Origin of the sequence: Paucibacter sp. TC2R-5 (assembly GCF_025717605.1) — a bacterium.
In the GTDB taxonomy this organism is placed as follows: Bacteria; Pseudomonadota; Gammaproteobacteria; order Burkholderiales; family Burkholderiaceae_C; genus Paucibacter_A; species Paucibacter_A albus.
In genome coordinates this window covers 189,143-204,739 of sequence record NZ_JAJIRQ010000003.1, presented here as the reverse complement: position 1 = coordinate 204,739, position 15,597 = coordinate 189,143, and the positions used below count along the sequence as shown (strand labels likewise).

11 protein-coding genes are annotated in these 15,597 nt (G+C 63.3%); 10 read left to right on the top strand and 1 reads right to left on the bottom strand.

Annotation, left to right across the window (positions count from 1 at the left end; genetic code table 11):
* Positions 1 to 69: 69 nt before the first annotated feature.
* The 7 genes from LNV08_RS07905 to LNV08_RS07875 all read left to right on the top strand — a co-directional run bounded on the left by LNV08_RS07905 (position 70) and on the right by LNV08_RS07875 (position 8,993).
* Positions 70 to 1,089 (top strand): NADP-dependent oxidoreductase, encoded by a 1,020-nt coding sequence (locus tag LNV08_RS07905; protein WP_263533153.1) that lies wholly within the window; start codon positions 70 to 72, stop codon positions 1,087 to 1,089.
* Positions 1,089 to 1,559 (top strand): GNAT family N-acetyltransferase, encoded by a 471-nt coding sequence (locus LNV08_RS07900; RefSeq protein WP_263533152.1) that lies wholly within the window; start codon positions 1,089 to 1,091, stop codon positions 1,557 to 1,559. The genes LNV08_RS07905 and LNV08_RS07900 overlap by 1 nt, the downstream gene beginning before the upstream one ends.
* Entirely contained in the window at positions 1,556 to 2,479 is a 924-nt protein-coding gene (locus LNV08_RS07895; protein WP_263533151.1) for a glutathione S-transferase family protein, read from the top strand. The genes LNV08_RS07900 and LNV08_RS07895 overlap by 4 nt, the downstream gene beginning before the upstream one ends.
* Before the next feature lie 15 nt (positions 2,480 to 2,494).
* Complete coding sequence (locus tag LNV08_RS07890; RefSeq protein ID WP_263533150.1) at positions 2,495 to 3,391, top strand: SDR family oxidoreductase; 897 nt, start codon at positions 2,495 to 2,497, stop codon at positions 3,389 to 3,391.
* 182 nt (positions 3,392 to 3,573) lie between these two features.
* Complete coding sequence (locus LNV08_RS07885; RefSeq protein ID WP_263533149.1) at positions 3,574 to 4,575, top strand: sensor domain-containing diguanylate cyclase; 1,002 nt, start codon at positions 3,574 to 3,576, stop codon at positions 4,573 to 4,575.
* Positions 4,576 to 4,651: 76 nt separating this feature from the next.
* Positions 4,652 to 7,651 carry an ATP-binding protein gene (locus LNV08_RS07880; RefSeq protein WP_263533148.1) on the top strand — a complete coding sequence of 1,000 codons (3,000 nt, stop codon included), beginning with the start codon at positions 4,652 to 4,654 and terminating at the stop codon, positions 7,649 to 7,651.
* A 40-nt stretch (positions 7,652 to 7,691) separates the two neighbouring features.
* A complete protein-coding gene (locus LNV08_RS07875; RefSeq protein WP_263533147.1) occupies positions 7,692 to 8,993 on the top strand; it encodes a TIGR03862 family flavoprotein in 1,302 nt (433 codons plus the stop codon).
* A 3-nt stretch (positions 8,994 to 8,996) separates the two neighbouring features.
* On the opposite strand, the gene LNV08_RS07870 is transcribed toward LNV08_RS07875, so the two are convergent.
* Positions 8,997 to 9,803: a MipA/OmpV family protein gene (locus tag LNV08_RS07870; protein ID WP_263533146.1), complete on the bottom strand. Its 807-nt coding sequence runs from the start codon at positions 9,801 to 9,803 to the stop codon at positions 8,997 to 8,999.
* 238 nt (positions 9,804 to 10,041) lie between these two features.
* Here LNV08_RS07870 and otnI point away from each other — a divergent pair, with 238 nt between their 5' ends.
* The 3 genes from otnI to LNV08_RS07855 all read left to right on the top strand — a co-directional run bounded on the left by otnI (position 10,042) and on the right by LNV08_RS07855 (position 15,587).
* Positions 10,042 to 10,839 carry a 2-oxo-tetronate isomerase gene (gene otnI, locus LNV08_RS07865; protein WP_263533145.1) on the top strand — a complete coding sequence of 266 codons (798 nt, stop codon included), beginning with the start codon at positions 10,042 to 10,044 and terminating at the stop codon, positions 10,837 to 10,839.
* A 75-nt stretch (positions 10,840 to 10,914) separates the two neighbouring features.
* Positions 10,915 to 13,278: a Tex family protein gene (locus LNV08_RS07860; RefSeq protein WP_263533144.1), complete on the top strand. Its 2,364-nt coding sequence runs from the start codon at positions 10,915 to 10,917 to the stop codon at positions 13,276 to 13,278.
* A gap of 98 nt (positions 13,279 to 13,376) precedes the next feature.
* Positions 13,377 to 15,587, top strand: coding sequence for a TonB-dependent receptor plug domain-containing protein (locus LNV08_RS07855; RefSeq protein ID WP_263533143.1), 2,211 nt, complete (start codon positions 13,377 to 13,379; stop codon positions 15,585 to 15,587).
* The last annotated feature ends 10 nt before the right edge of the window (positions 15,588 to 15,597 follow it).

Here is a 15,597-nt window from a genome sequence, read left to right as displayed (position 1 = left end):
ACGGAAGCAACTTGTGCCTCATGATTCAATCAGGGATTGAAGAGCTAGCCCCCAATTGAGGAAAAACCCATGAACCCTATCAATGCGCAAATCCAGCTCGTGTCCCGCCCACAAGGCGAGCCTACGCTGGACAACTTCAAACTGGTGGAGGCCGCTGTGCCGGAGTTGGCCGAGGGTCAGGTCTTGATTCGCAATCACTTCTTGAGCCTGGATCCCTATATGCGCGGCCGCATGAATGACGGCAAGAGCTATGCCCAGCCCCAGCCCCTGAACGAGGTCATGATGGGCGGCACCGTCGGCGAGGTGGTGGCGAGCAAGAATGCGGCCTTTTCGGTCGGCGACAAGGTCGTCGGCATGGGCGGCTGGCAGCAGTACTTTGTCGTTGACGCCAATCAGCGCGGCGTGATTCAAAAAGTGGACACCACGCATATCCCGCTGTCGGCCTACCTCGGCGCGGTCGGCATGCCGGGTGTTACCGCCTGGTACGGGCTGGTCAAGATCATCAACCCCAAGGCCGGCGAGACGGTGGTGGTCAGTGCCGCCAGCGGCGCGGTCGGCTCTGTCGTGGGGCAGTTGGCCAAGGCACGCGGCGCGCGCGCCGTGGGCCTGGCCGGTGGCGCAGATAAATGCCGCTATGTAGTCGAGGAGTTGGGCTTTGACGCCTGCATCGACTACAAAGAGCATCGTGACCTGAAGTCTCTGTCCGCAGCCTTGAAGGCCGCTTGCCCGGACGGTGTGGACGGCTATTTCGAAAACGTCGGCGGCATGATTCTGGACGCAGTGATGCTGCGCGCCAATGCCTTCAGCCGCGTTGCCATGTGCGGCATGATTTCTGGCTACAACGGTGAACCGATTCCGATGAGCGCACCGCAGCTGATCCTGGTCAACCGGATGAAGTTCCAGGGCTTTATCGTCAGCGAGCACATGGATGTCTGGCCCGAAGCCTTGAAGGAGCTGGGCGGCATGGTCGCCACCGGCAAGCTGAAGTTCCGCGAATCGGTGGCCGAGGGCCTAGACAGCGCACCCGAAGCCTTTCTGGGCCTGCTCAAGGGCAAGAACTTCGGCAAGCAACTGGTCAAGCTGGTCTGATGGCGATGCGCTGGACTTGTCTGCCGCTGGCCGAGCTGAGCCCGCTGGCGCTCTACCAATCGCTGGCGCTGCGGTCGCGGGTGTTTGTGGTGGAGCAAGCCTGCGTTTATCTCGATCCCGACGGCGTTGACCTGCTGGCCTGGCATCTATTGGCGCACGACGAAAGCAGCGGCGAACTGTTGGCCAGCGCGCGCTTGTTGCCACCGCTGGCCAAAGGCCCCTCGCATCGCTTGCCCGAGATCGGCCGCGTGGTCAGCTCGCCCGCAGCGCGCGGACGAGGCTGCGGGCGCGCGCTGATGCAGCAAGCCGTGCTGGAATGCGCGCGCCTGTGGCCGGGGCACACCGTCGCCATCAGCGCGCAGAGCTATCTGCTGGACTTCTATGCCGGCCTGGGTTTTGTGCCGACCTCGGAACCCTATGACGAAGACGGCATTGTTCACATCGATATGGAAAGACCGCCCACACCATGACGGAGTTGATGCTTCACCACTACGCCGGCTCGCCCTTTTCCGAGAAGATACGGCTGATCCTGGGCTTCAAGGGCCTGGCCTGGCAGAGCGTCACGGTGCCGGTGATTTGCCCCAAGCCCGATGTGCTGGCGCTGACCGGGGGCTACCGGCGCACACCGTTTTTGCAGATCGGCGGCGACATTTTTTGCGACACGGCGCTGATCTGCGAGGTGATCGAGGCGCGCCAGCCGGCGCCCAGCTTGTTCCCGCCGCAGAGTGCGGGTGCCGAGCGCATCTTGGCGCAATGGGCCGACCGGTCCTTGTTCTGGGCGGCCGCGTCCTACACCTTGCAGCCGGCCGGCGCGGCCGCGATCTTTGCCGGTGCGCCGCCCGAGTTCAGGGCGGCTTTCGCGGCCGATCGCGCCTTGATGACCGCCGGCAGCGAGCGGCCCAGCGGCCTGGACGCCGCCGCGGAACTGCAGAGTTACCTGAGCTGGCTGGATGCGATGTTGCTCGATGGCCGGCCCTTTTTGCAAGGGTGCGCCGCCAGCGTGGCCGACTTTGCCGTGGCGCAAAGCATCTGGTTTGTGCGCCTGGCGCCGCCGGTGGCCGGCATCCTCGAACCGTTCGAGCGCTTGACGGCCTGGTTCGAGCGCGTCGCCGCCTTCGGCCATGGCCAGCGCGGCAAATCGGACAGCCAGACCGCCATCGAACTTGCCCGCAGCGTCGGCCCGCAGGAGCCGGTCAGCGTGCCGGCCGGGCTGGGCTTCGAGCTCGGCGAGAAGGTGCGGGTCAGCGCCAGCGACTACGCCCGCGACCCGGTCTGCGGTGAGTTGGTGGGCCTCAGTCAGGGCCGCATCAGCGTGCGCCGTGTGGATGAGCGCGCCGGCCTGCTGCATGTGCATTTCCCGCGCATCGGCTATGCCTTGCGCAAGATCTAGGGCCGGGTGCAAGCGATGAAACACTACGCAGGCAAGACCGCCGTCATCACCGGCGCAGCTTCGGGTTTTGGCCTGGAGGTAGCGCGTATCGCCGCCGCTCGCGGCATGAATCTGGTCTTGTGCGATGTGCAGGCCGACGCCTTGGAGCGGGCGGCGGCCGAGTTTGACGGGCATGCGGTGCTGGCGCAGCGCGTGGACGTCGCCAAGGCGGCCGAGATGGAAGCCTTGGCTGCCGCCGTGCAACTGCGCTTCGGCGCGCCCCATTTCGTCTTCAACAACGCCGGCGTGGGCTCGGGCGGCCTGATCTGGGAAAACACCTTGGCCGATTGGGAATGGGTGCTGGGCGTCAATGTGATGGGCGTCGTCCACGGCATGCGCCTGTTCACGCCGATGATGTTGGCTGCCGCCGCCGCTGACCCCGAATTTGAAGGGCACATCGTCAACACCGCCTCGATGGCTGGCGTCGTCAATGCGCCCAATATGGGCGTCTACAGCGTCTCCAAGCATGCGGTGGTGAGCTTGAGCGAGACCCTCTATCAAGACCTGGCCCTGGTCACTGAGCAAATTCACTGCTCGCTGCTGTGTCCCTTCTTTGTGCCCACCGGCATTGCTCAAAGCCACCGCAACCGTCCGGCCGAACTCAAGGGCAGCCGGCCCACGCAGAGTCAGCTGATCGGGCAGGCGATGAGCGACAAGGCGGTCAATTCGGGCAAGGTCACGGCGGCCGAAGTGGCTGCCATGGTTTTTGCGGCGATGGATGAGCGGCAGTTCTATGTGTTCAGCCACCCGCAGGCGCTGAGCAGCGTGCAAACGCGCATGGATGATGTGCTGCAGCGGCGTAACCCGACCGACCCGTTTCGGGATCGGCCCGAGCTGGGCCTCAAGCTCAAAGCGGCTCTCAAGGGCGATTAGTACACAGAGCCGCACTCACTGTGCGGCGTCTGCTTGCTGGCTCTGTTTCGTCTAACTTCAGTTTTGTACTGCGCTTGCCGATAGTCCGGGCAGCCTGTGTTACCGTTTAACTGCTCGGTATTTGCTTGAGTGTTCTGCAGGCGCAGCGCTTGGCCAAGTGCAGCAGCAGGGAGACTACAAAGATGAGTAGGCAGGTGATTCTTTGCGTGGACGATGACAGCGGCGTGCTGATGTCGCTGAGGTCCGTGCTGGCCAAGTCCTTGGTCGACGGCCAGGTGGTGGAGATTGCGCAGAGCGGCGAAGAGGCGCTCGAGATCCTGGGTGAGTTGGCGCAAAGCGAGGACAAGCTGGCCCTGATCATTGCCGACTACATCATGCCGGGCATGCGAGGCGATGAACTACTGGTGCGAGTGCATCAGCGGGTGCCGGATGCACTTACCATCATGCTGACCGGCCAAAGTGATCTGGGCGGCGTCAAGCGGGCGATCAATGAGGCCAAGTTGTTCCGCTTTCTTGAGAAGCCTTGGCATAACGACGACATCCGCTTGACCGTGCAGGCCGCATTGCGGGCCTTCCAAATGGACGCGGATCTGCGTCGCCATGTGCATGAGTTGCAGCGGCTTAACGAACAATTGGAGCTGACCGTGGCCCAGCGCACGGCCGAGTTGGTCGAAAAAAATCTCGAGCTGGAAACGCTGTCCGTCACCGACAGGCTGACCCGGCTTTACAACCGCTTGTTTCTGGACCGGGTGTTGGAGCGCGAATTTGCTACGGTCGAGCGCAGTGGTCGCGGCTTCGCCTTGATCCTGCTCGACATCGACAAGTTCAAGCTCGTCAATGACAGCTTCGGCCATCATGCCGGCGATGCGGTCTTGGTGGCCTTGGCGGAGATTTTGCGCGAGCGGGTGCGTGGCAGTGATGTGGCCGGGCGCTGGGGCGGCGAGGAGTTCTTGGTGATCTGCCCCGACACCGATTTGAGCGGTGCCGCCCAAGCGGCAGAGACACTGCGCCAACGCATCGAGGGCTTCGCCTTTCCCCATGTTGGGCAATGCACCGCCAGCTTCGGGGTCGCCGCCTATCTGCCCGGTGACACCAGCGTTTCCGTAGGGGAGCGGGCGGATCAAGCGCTGTATGCAGCCAAGGCGGGCGGGCGCAATCGGGTGATGCTGGGTGGTGCTGGATGAACAGCCCGCCGGTGCCAATTCACTTGAACAAGCTTGCCCGGCTGCCGCTTTGCCTCAAGCACAAGGACTGAGTGAGATGGCCAGCGCTGTGCCAATGCTGGAGTTCTATGCCGCCGATGAGGCCGTCGCGCAGATGGAGGCGACGCTGCAGGCGGCCAGCGGGGCCGAGCGCCTGCGGGCGCTGATCGAGCTGGCTTGGCATTTGCGCGAACGCGATTCGGCGCGCGCCTTGGAGCTGTGCGGCGACGCGGAGCAAGTGCTGGCGTCCGGCGTTTGGCCCGATGCTGTGTTGCGCAGTGGGCACGCGCGCCTGCTTTTGATTCGCGGCGAGATCAGCTATCAGCAAATCGAGATGGAGGACGCTGTTCGTGCGGCGCAGCAGGCCTTGGCCGAGTTCGAGGCCATCGGCGATGCGATCGGCCGAGCCGACGCGCATTCATTGCGTGCGCTGATTGCTCGAGGGCAGGGTGACGGGCCAAGACGCGATGCCGAGCATCTGGCGATGGCCGCAGCTGCGGCTGGGCTTGACCCCCTGCGTCTAGAGCTTGCCGAGCTTGTTTTGATCGTGGATTTGATTTTTCGAGACGTGGTGTGGGCCAAGCAACGTTGGGCACAACACTGCCAAGGAGGGGCACCCGATTACCCGCCGCTTGCCATCGCCGCGGCCAGGGAACTTGAGGGCCTTTTAGCTGGCTTCCTGAGTGACTACGGGCAGGCGATTGTGAAACTCATCGACGGCTATGCGCTGGCCTTGACTGGCGGGCAAACGCTTCGGGCCGTCCGTTGTGCCCTCAATTGCGGCGTTTGGTTCAGGGAGCTCAATGATTTCGAGGCGGGGCTGGAATGGAGCCAACGTGCACTGAGTTTGGCCCGTCGATGCGGTTTACGGGCGGCGATTGGGCAGGCCTTGGCGCACACCGGCGACGTTTTGCTGTGCATGAATCGCCACCAATCCGCGCGCGAAATGCTGCAGGAGGGCCTGCAAATGCTGGCAGGGCAGGCCGAGTCAAGAATCTATGCGATGGCATTGAAAAACCTGGCCATGGTTGACTTGGCTAGCGGACAGTTTGAGCTGGCCCTTGAGGCGCTGCGAAGGGTTGCTCAAAAGGCTATCGCATTGGATTCGCCCGACCTGCTCTGCCATGCGAGGGCCTTGCAGGCGCGCGCGCTGCTGGCTGCTGGTGCGCAGGCGCAGGAGGCCATCAGTGCCGCGACGCTGGCATTGGAGGGGGCACCCGTAGGCTCGACATATCGCATTGTCGCCTTGCAGGTGATGGCCGAAGTCGTGAGCTCACAACCGCAACAACTGCAGCAAGCGGTGACGGCGCACAGCCCAGCCTTGCACTTTTTACATCTGGCCCTGGACTCTGCCACGGCGTCCGAGGGTTACACGGTGCCCGCCGACTTGTTGGCTGGCTTGGCGAGCGAATACGCCAAGGCGGGCGACCATGCTCGGGCCTACGACTTCAGCCTGCAAGCCGCCGAGGCGCTTGAGAAGACCCACAACCAGAATGCCAGCAAGCGTGCTATCGCGATGCAGGTGCAGCACCAGACCGAGCGCGCGCAGGCCGAGGGCGAAAAGCAGCGCTTGCTGGCACTAGCACATGCCGAGCGGGCGGCGAGTTTGGAGCAGGCAAACAGCACCTTGGAGCAGCTCGGCGCGATTGGCCGCGACATCACTGGCAACCTCAACGCTACCGCCATCTTTGCTGCCTTGGATACCCATGTCCATGCGCTGCTGGACGCTTTCTCATTCCTGATCTACCGGCTGGGCGCGGACGGCGAAACCGTCACGATGCTGTTTGGCATCGAAGACTGCGTGCCGATACCGCCGTTCACCTACACGCTCACGCCGGACGGGCCCGGGCGGCGCTGCATCGCGGAGCGCCGCGAGGTGGTAGTCGAGACCCAGGCGGGGCAATCGGCCACCGTGCCTGGCACGGTCGAATGCCTGAGCATGATGTTCGCGCCTCTGATGGCGGGGGAGCGGGTGCTGGGCCTGATGAATATTGCCTCGCCGCGCCCGCAGGCCTATGGCGAGCGCGAAGTGGCGATCTTCCGAACGTTGTGCGCTTACGGGGCCATTGCGCTGGCCAATGCCGAGGCGCAGGCGCAGCTGATCCAGTCTGAGAAGTTGGCCTCGCTCGGGCAGCTGGTGGCCAATGTTGCGCATGAGATCAACACGCCGATCGGCGCCATCAAGTCCAGTGGCGCCACCATGGTCGAGTCGCTGTCCGACACCCTGGCCGCGCTGCCGCCGTTGTTGCAAATGCTGGATGCGAGCAGCCAAGCCTTGTTCGGCGACTTGATCGAACAAGCCAGCCGCACGAGCCCATTGCTGAGTTCGCGCGAGGAGCGGGCCGTGGTGAAGGGCTTGACGGCCGCCTTGGAACAGGCCGGCTTGGCGGATGCGCGTGCGCTGGCCGCCATGCTGGGGCAAATGGGCTTGACGACGGTCCCCGAGGCGCTGCTGCCGCTGCTGCGCCACCCGCTGCGTGAACGAATTCTGCAGGCGGTGCAGGGCGCCTCCACGGTGGTGCGCAGTGCGAGCAATATCAACACAGCGGTCGAGCGGGTCGCCAAGATTGTTTTCGCGCTGAAGAGTTTTTCGCGCGTTGACAACAGCGGCGAGTTGCGGCCGACCGACCTGGTCGAGAGCATTGAGACGGTGCTGACGATTTATCAACATCAGCTCCAGCAAGGATGCGGACTGATTCGCCGGTACGAGCCGGACCTGCCGCTCTTGCCCTGCCTGCCCGACGAGCTGAATCAGGTCTGGACCAATTTGATCCACAACGCGCTGCAGGCGATGCAGCATCGGGGTGTGCTCACGATTTCGATCGGGCGGGAAGACGAGGCCTTGGTGGTGTCGGTCGGCGATACCGGCTGCGGCATTCCTGAGGCCATCCGCAGTCGGATTTTCGAGCCCTTCTTCACCACCAAGCCGGCCGGCGAGGGCAGTGGCTTGGGCTTGGACATCGTCAAGAAGATTGTTGAAAAACACCGGGGTCGCATCGAGGTGCAGAGCGAGGCCGGGGTGGGTACGCGGTTCTCGGTGATTCTGCCGCTGGCCTGATCTGGCACACTGCCGCCTCAGTTTCCGTAGAAAGCGCCTCATGTCCCAGCCCAGCCCTTCGTCAAAATCAGCCATCGTCATCGGTGGCGGCCCGGCAGGCTTGATGGCGGCCGAGCGGCTGCGCGCAGCGGGCGTGGAGGTGGATGTCTATGACGCGATGGCCTCGGTCGGCCGCAAGTTTTTGCTGGCGGGCAAAGGCGGGCTCAATCTGACCCACTCAGAAGACCGGCCTTTGTTTGATTCGCGCTTTGCCGAGCGCAGCACTTCGGTGGCGGCTTGGTTGAACGAATTGGATGGGCCGGGCTTGCGTGCTTGGGCCGCAGAGTTGGGCGTCGAGACTTTTGTAGGCAGCTCCGGCCGCGTCTTCCCGACGTCGATGAAAGCCGCGCCCTTGCTGCGCGCTTGGTTGCATCGGCTGCGCGAAGCCGGCGTGCGTTTTCATATGCGCAAGCGCTGGCTAGGCTGGGCGGAAGACGGTGGCCTGCGCTTCGCTGGCGAAGGCGGCGAGACGCTGGTGACCAAACCCGATGTCGTGGTGCTGGCGCTGGGCGGCGCCTCTTGGCCGCAGCTGGGCTCCAACGGCGCGTGGGCACCCTTGCTGGCGCAACGCGGCGTTGAGATTGCTCCGCTGCGCGCGGCCAATTGCGGCTTTGAGCTTGGGGCTAGGCAAGACCCGAGCCTTGATCAAGCCGTGGCGCCTATAGGCTGGAGTGAGCTGTTCACCGCGCGTTTTGCCGGCCTGCCGGTCAAACCGGTGGCCTTGCATTTTGAGGGTCAGACCGGCCGGCAGTTTGCGCGCCAAGGTGAGTTCGTCATCACCGAGGACGGCATCGAGGGCTCCTTGGTCTATGCAGCCAGCGCCTTGCTGCGCGAAGAGATTGCCGAGTTCTGCCAGGCCTTGATTCATCTGGACTTGTTGCCCGATCGCAGCGTGGACTTCGTGGCCGCCGAGGTGGCGCGCCCACGCGGGCCGCGCTCGCTGTCCACGCATCTGAAAAGCCGGCTCGGCATCGAGGGATTGAAGGCCGGCCTCTTGCGCGAGGTTCTGAACAAAGAACAGTACGGCGACCCGGCCACCCTGGCTGCGACTTTGAAACGCTTGCCGCTGCGCTTGGTAGCGGCGCGGCCAGTGGCCGAGGCCATCAGCACCGCCGGCGGCGTGCGCCTGGAAGCGCTGACGGCGGGGCTGATGTTGAAGCAAATGCCCGGCGTGTTTTGTGCCGGCGAGATGCTGGACTGGGAGGCCCCGACCGGCGGCTATCTGCTCAGCGCCAGCATGGCCAGCGGGCGGGTGGCCGGTGAGGGTGCTGCGGGCTGGTTGGCGGGTCGCAGTGCTGCTTGAGCGTCAGAACAAATAGGTGCCGACTACGCCGCCGCCCAGGCTGTTCGATTTCCGGGTGATGGGGCTGTCTTTGGCGTCGCCTTGCAGCGCGCGCGCGGACAGCGCTGTGGTGATGGCCGTGCGCTGATCGATCGCATAGGTCAGCGAGAGGTTGGCGCGCACATCACGCAGTCCGGCGCCCGGTGAGTACACCGCGTGGCCACTGCGAGCCGACTGTGCGGCGCTCACGCCGAAATTCGTCTGCATATAGTCCGCATTGACCAGGGTGACGGCGGCGCCGACGCCGATACGCCACTGCGGGGCCAACATGGTCGAGTAAACCGCACCCAGGTCCAGCTGCATGTCTTTTCTGTCGTTGCCGGCGCCATAGCGCAGCGAGGAGGTCAGCACAAAGCTGCGGTCCAGGTTGTAGTTGAGGAAGCCGCCGAACTCGGGCCGGGCCTTGATGTCACCCATGCCGTTCAGATTCGCATCCAGGTCTTCGTCGCGGCCGAAGTCGGCGGTGATGCGTACGCCGTAGCTGATATTGGGCTGCTTGGAGAAATTCAGTCCCAAACCGTTGCCGGTGCCGGCGAAGAAGCCGTTGCTCCATTGGTAGTCGATGACGGGAACCGGCATCGTGCGAGTTTCGCGGGAGCCGAGGTATTTTTGACCGGTGAAGACGCCCAGGCCCACGGCCCCGCCATCGCGTTCTGGAATTGCGCCGTAGATGCGCGCAGCGTCAAAGGCTTGGGCGAAGGCGGCTTGGCCGGCCAGGGCCAGGGCAGTCGCCAGGGCGACCTTGAGCAAGGGGCGGACGTGAAGCTTCATGGGTTTTAGATCTCTGTTTGCTTGGGTAAATTCTGTGTGCGTGGGCGCAGCGGGCTGCGAGCCAGCGCTGAACTATGCCAGCAGCCCGTAACCTTGGCTAAAGGTCAGGGCATTCAGGCCCGAAACCTGTGTCAATTACAGTCTTGCCACTGCGCTACTGCGCCATTGTGCAGGGCAGCCTCGCCAAGGCCATGACCGTGCGGGAAGAAGCCTAGGCGCCCATTGCTCACTCACAAACATGCCCAAATTCGCCGCCAATCTGTCCATGCTCTACAACGACGTGGACTTTCTTGACCGCTTTGCTGCTGCCGCCGCCGATGGCTTCAAGGCCGTCGAGTACCTGTTCCCATATGCCTACGCCGCTGACGACTTGGCCGCGAGCCTGCAGACCAATGGCCTTCAACAAGTGCTCTTCAACGCGCCGCCGGGAAACTGGGACGCGGGTGAGCGCGGCATCGCCTGCCTGCCCGGCCGTGAGGCCGAGTTCCATGATGGCATAGGCCAGGCGCTGGCTTACGCCAAGGCACTGAGTTGCTCGCGTATCCATGTGATGGCCGGCCTGTTGCCGGCCGGAACAAGCCGCGCCGATGTGCAGGCGACCTATGTCGAGAATCTGCGTTATGCGGCCACCGAGGCGGCCAAGTTGAATGTCAACATCCTGATCGAGCCGATCAACGAGCGCGATATACCGGGTTACTTTCTTAATCGCCAGGACCAGGCCCATGCCTTGATCGCCGAGATAGGTGCCCCTCATGTGAAGGTGCAGATGGACCTGTACCACGCCCAGATCGTTGAGGGCGATCTGGCCATGAAGATCCGCCGCTACTTGCCGACCGGTCATGTTGGCCACATCCAGATTGCCGGCGTGCCTGAGCGGCATGAGCCCGATGTGGGCGAGATCAACTTCGCCTATCTGTTCAAGTTGCTGGACGCGCAAGGGTATGAGGGCTGGATCGGCTGCGAGTACCGGCCGGCACGCGGCGCGGCCTTGCATGCCACCTCCGATGGCCTGGGCTGGCTCAAGCCTTGGCTGTAAGGCTGGCTTTATCCGCTGCGTCCGGCTCCTGTGGCAAACTGCGCGGCTTCGTGTTTTTGAGTGGTTGCTGCCGTTTTGGACAAGATCCTGCTTCAAATTGCCGCTGAACTGAAAGTTCGGCCGGCCCAAGTCAATGCAGCCGTGGAGCTGCTCGATGGCGGCGCCACCGTGCCCTTTATCGCCCGCTACCGCAAGGAAGTAACCGACGGCCTGGATGACAGCCAACTGCGCGATCTGGAGGCTAGGTTGGCCTATCTGCGTGAGCTGGAGGATCGCCGCGCCGCCGTGCTCAAGAGCATTGAAGAGCAGGGCAAGCTGACGCCTGAGCTGCGCGCCAAGATCGAAGCCGCGCCGACCAAGCAAGAGCTCGAAGATCTTTACCTGCCTTACAAGCAAAAGCGCCGCACCAAGGGCATGATTGCCCGCGAAGCCGGCCTGGAGCCGCTGGCCGACAGGCTGTTTGCCGACCCGAATCTGGACCCGCAAGCTGAAGCCGACGCCTTCATCAATGCAGATGCGGGTTTTGCCGATGCCTTCGCGGTGCTGGACGGCGTGCGCGATCTGCTCAGCGAGCGCTGGGCCGAAGATGCGGTCTTGATCGGCAAGCTGCGCGAATGGTTGTGGGCCGAGGGCTTGTTCCGTTCCAAGCTGATGGAAGGCAAGGACGAGAACAACCCTGATATCTCCAAATTCCGCGACTACTTTGATTACGACGAGCCAATTCGCACCGTGCCCTCGCACCGGGCGCTGGCGGTCTTTCGGGGCCGCACGCTGGAGTTTCTGGATGCCAAGCTGGCGCTGGACGAAGAGGTCGTGGCCGGTAAACCCGGTCTGGCCGAAGGCCGTATCGCCCGCCACCTCGGCTGGACCATGGGCAGCCGCCCCGGTGATGCGCTCATCCGCAAGACCGTGGCCTGGACCTGGAAAGTGAAACTGTCGATGAGCCTGGAGCGCGACCTGTTTGCGCGCTTGCGGGAGTCGGCCGAGAACGTTGCGATCAAGGTCTTTGCCGAGAACCTGCGCGACCTGCTCTTGGCCGCTCCTGCGGGCAAACGGGTGGTGATGGGCCTGGACCCTGGCATCCGCACGGGCGTCAAGGTCGCAGTGGTCAGCGACACCGGCCGCGTGCTGGACACGGCGGTGGTCTACCCGCATGAGCCGCGCAAGGACTGGGACGGTTCCATCCATGCGCTGGGCCGTCTGTGCGCGACCCACGGCGTCAACTTGATCGCGATCGGCAACGGCACGGCCAGCCGCGAAACCGACAAGCTGGCCGGCGACTTGATCAAGCGCCTGCAGCAGCTGGCGCCGGACGTATCAATTGAAAAAATGGTTGTCAGCGAAGCCGGCGCGTCGATCTATTCGGCCTCCGAGTTCGCGTCCAAAGAGTTGCCGGACATGGACGTGACGCTGCGCGGTGCGGTCTCAATCGCTCGGCGATTGCAAGATCCGCTGGCCGAGTTGGTCAAGATCGATCCCAAGAGCATTGGAGTCGGCCAGTACCAGCATGACGTCAACCAAAGCGAGTTGGCCAAGATGCTGGACACGGTGGTGGAAGACTGCGTGAACTCGGTCGGAGTGGACCTGAATACCGCCTCGGCGCCGCTGCTGTCGCGCGTATCGGGTCTGTCGGCCAACGTCGCCTCGTCTATCGTGCGCTGGCGCGATGCCAATGGCGCGTTCAAGAACCGCAAACAATTGCTTGATGTGGCGGGCCTCGGGCCCAAGACCTTCGAGCAATCGGCCGGTTTCTTGCGCATCCGCGCGGGCGAGAACCCGCTCGACTTCTCCGGCGTGCATCCGGAAACCTATGGTCTGGTGGAGCGCATTCTGAAGACCGTCGGCCGGCCAGCCGCTGAAGTGATGGGTAAGAGCGACGTCATCCGAACCTTGAAGCCGGAGGCCTTTGCCGACGAGAAATTCGGTGCCATCACGGTCAAGGACATCCTGGCCGAGCTGGAAAAGCCCGGCCGCGACCCACGGCCCGATTTCAAGGTGGCGCGCTTCAATGAGGGCGTCGACGACATCAAGGATCTGGTTGAAGGCATGATTTTGGAAGGCACGGTCTCCAACGTCGCCCAGTTCGGTGCCTTCATAGACCTCGGCGTGCATCAGGACGGGCTGGTGCATGTCAGCCAGCTGTCGAATAAGTTCGTCACCGACGCCCGCGAGGTGGTCAAGACCGGCGACATCGTCAAGGTGCGCGTGCAAGAGGTGGACATCGCCCGCAAGCGCATCTCGCTGACGATGAAGCTGGATGCACCGGCGCAGCGTGGCGGCTCGAAGCCCGACAACAGCTACCGGCCGGCCGGGCGCAATGAGCGCAGCGGTGGCGGTGGTGGCGGTGGGCGTGCTCCTGCACCCGCTGCGGCTCCGTCGGGCGGCGCAATGGCGGCAGCCTTTGCCAACTTGGCGAAACTCAAGGGTGGCGCTTCGTAAATCGCCCCACGGATTCGGTGCTTGATCGCTTGCCCGCTGCAATCGTCGTCAAGGCGAGCTATGGTGCCGCACCTGTTGTGCTTTCTCCGGAGTTCCGTTTGACATCTTTTTCATTGCGTGCCGTGCCCGCTGCTTGCGCTGCGCTGATTTTGTTGGCCAGCCCGGCGCTGGTTTTGGCGCAAGACATTCCGGCCGGCATTGGCGACACCCCGGCGCGTCCGCAGCAAGGCAGCCGATTGGAGCGGGTGGAGCTCAGCTCGCGCCAGCAGTCCGACACCGACCTGCGCCGCAAATCGCAAGTGGCCAAGCAAATCTACGGCCGCGAGGAGATGGACAAGTATGGGGACACCAATGTGTCCGATGTGCTCAAGCGCCTGCCCGGCGTGTCGGTGCAAGACGGCGCGCCGCGCATGCGCGGCCTTGGGGCGGGCTACACGCTGATTCTGATCAACGGTGACCCGGCGCCGCCCGGCTTTGCCTTGGATCAGCTCAGCCCCTCGCAGGTCGAGCGCATCGAGGTCACCAAGGGCCCAACCGCCGACCAGAGCGCACAAGCGGTGGCCGGCGCGATCAACATCATCTTGAAAGACGCGCCGCGCGTGTCGCAACGCGATCTGCGGCTGGGGCTGGGCTATAGCATCGAGCGGCCGACGCCAAATGCCAATTTCACGCTGGGCGAAACGTTAGGCCCCTTGGCGCTTTCGCTGCCGATTTCGGCCTTTGAGTGGCGCAACCAAAGCAGCTTCACGACCGAGCGCCATGCGCAAGGCATAGACCTGCAGCCCTCGCACTCGATTCAGCGTGGAGAAACGCCGAACTGGGGTCATGGCTTCAATATCGCGCCGCGCGTCAATTGGAAGATCAGCGACGACGAGAGCGCGTCGCTGCAGACCTTTGCTCAAAAAGGTTTCTGGAACAACAAGACCGACTACGTCAACACGGTGCTCTCGGGCAAGCCCAGCCTCGATGACAACAGCGACAGTCATGGCACCTGGCAAAACCTGCGCGGCAATGTTCAGTGGGTCAATCGTTTCAACGACGCCCAGCGCTTGGAGCTCAAGGCCGGCGTGCAGGACTCCAAAGGCACCTTCAACAGTGAAACCTTCCGTAACGCTGCGGTGCAGCGGCAGACGGTTGGCGACAACCATGACCGCAGCCTGACTCAGGCCGGCAAGTTCGGGCAGTTGTTGGGCGATGATCACAGCATCACGGCGGGCTGGGATCTGGAATGGCGCAAGCGCGACGAGTTGCGCACGGTGAAAGAAAACGGCGTGACGCAGCTGCCGCAGTATGACGGTCAGCCTTTTTCGGCCGATATCCAACGCCAGGCGCTGTTTGTGCAGGATGAGTGGGAACTCTCCAAGCAATGGTCAACCTATATCGGTCTGCGCGCCGAGCGCATCACGACCGAGAGTCGCGGCAATGCGCAGGCGGTGCGCAACGTCAGCCAGGTGGTGACACCGCTGTGGCATCTGAATTACAAGTTAGACCCCAAGGGCCGCGATCTGATTCGCGCCAGCCTGACACGCAGCTACAAGGCGCCGGATCTGAATGCCTTGCTGGCCCGGCCGTCTTTGAGTGGTCAGTTCCCGGACACCAGCAAGCCCAATACCGAGTTGTCGCCCGACCGCGTCGGCAACCCCGAGCTCAAGCCCGAGTTGGCGACAGGCCTGGACATCGCCTTCGAGAAATACTTCACCGGCGGCGGCATGTTCAGCGTTGGCGTGTTCCATCGCAGCATCAATGATTTGATCCGCAGCACGACGACCTTGCAGTCCGTCGAGTGGGCGCCGGTGCCGCGCTGGGTGGCCCAGCCGACCAATTATTCCAAGGCACAAACGAGCGGCCTTGAGTTGGAGGTCAAGGGCCGCGCGGGTGAGTTGCTGCCCTCGGTGTTCGATCCCAAGCTAGCGTTGAATCTGCGCGGCTCGCTGAGTTTTTATCATTCGAATGTCGATGCTGTGCCGGGCCCGAACAATCGCCTGGATGGCCAGCAGCCTTGGTCCGGCAATCTCGGCTTTGACTACCGCTTGAGCAGCCTTCCGCTGACAACCGGTGCCAGTTTTTCCGTGACACCGGGCTACACCACACAGCAGACCGTGTCGACGTCGCTGGAGCAGACGCGCACGCGGGCGTTGGATGTGTTTGCGCAATGGGCGTTCAGCAAAACACTGTCGTTGCGCTTGTCGGCCAACAACCTGGCCCCGCTGGATACGCAGCAGACGATCAGCTTGGGCTCCGGTTATGGCAGCACGACCGATCGGGTGGCCCGCACCAATTTCGGCGCTGCGCTGGAGATCAAGCTCTGAATCATTGATG

Excerpts from the sequence above, each read along its gene's own strand:
- LNV08_RS07905 (WP_263533153.1), top strand. The coding sequence starts at position 70 with ATGAACCCTATCAATGCGCAAATCCAGCTCGTGTCCCGCCCACAAGGC.
- LNV08_RS07875 (WP_263533147.1), top strand. The coding sequence starts at position 7,692 with ATGTCCCAGCCCAGCCCTTCGTCAAAATCAGCCATCGTCATCGGTGGC.
- LNV08_RS07890 (WP_263533150.1), top strand. The coding sequence starts at position 2,495 with ATGAAACACTACGCAGGCAAGACCGCCGTCATCACCGGCGCAGCTTCG.
- otnI (WP_263533145.1), top strand. The coding sequence starts at position 10,042 with ATGCCCAAATTCGCCGCCAATCTGTCCATGCTCTACAACGACGTGGAC.
- LNV08_RS07885 (WP_263533149.1), top strand. The coding sequence starts at position 3,574 with ATGAGTAGGCAGGTGATTCTTTGCGTGGACGATGACAGCGGCGTGCTG.
- LNV08_RS07880 (WP_263533148.1), top strand. The coding sequence starts at position 4,652 with ATGGCCAGCGCTGTGCCAATGCTGGAGTTCTATGCCGCCGATGAGGCC.
- LNV08_RS07870 (WP_263533146.1), bottom strand. The coding sequence starts at position 9,803 with ATGAAGCTTCACGTCCGCCCCTTGCTCAAGGTCGCCCTGGCGACTGCC.
- LNV08_RS07900 (WP_263533152.1), top strand. The coding sequence starts at position 1,089 with ATGGCGATGCGCTGGACTTGTCTGCCGCTGGCCGAGCTGAGCCCGCTG.
- LNV08_RS07895 (WP_263533151.1), top strand. The coding sequence starts at position 1,556 with ATGACGGAGTTGATGCTTCACCACTACGCCGGCTCGCCCTTTTCCGAG.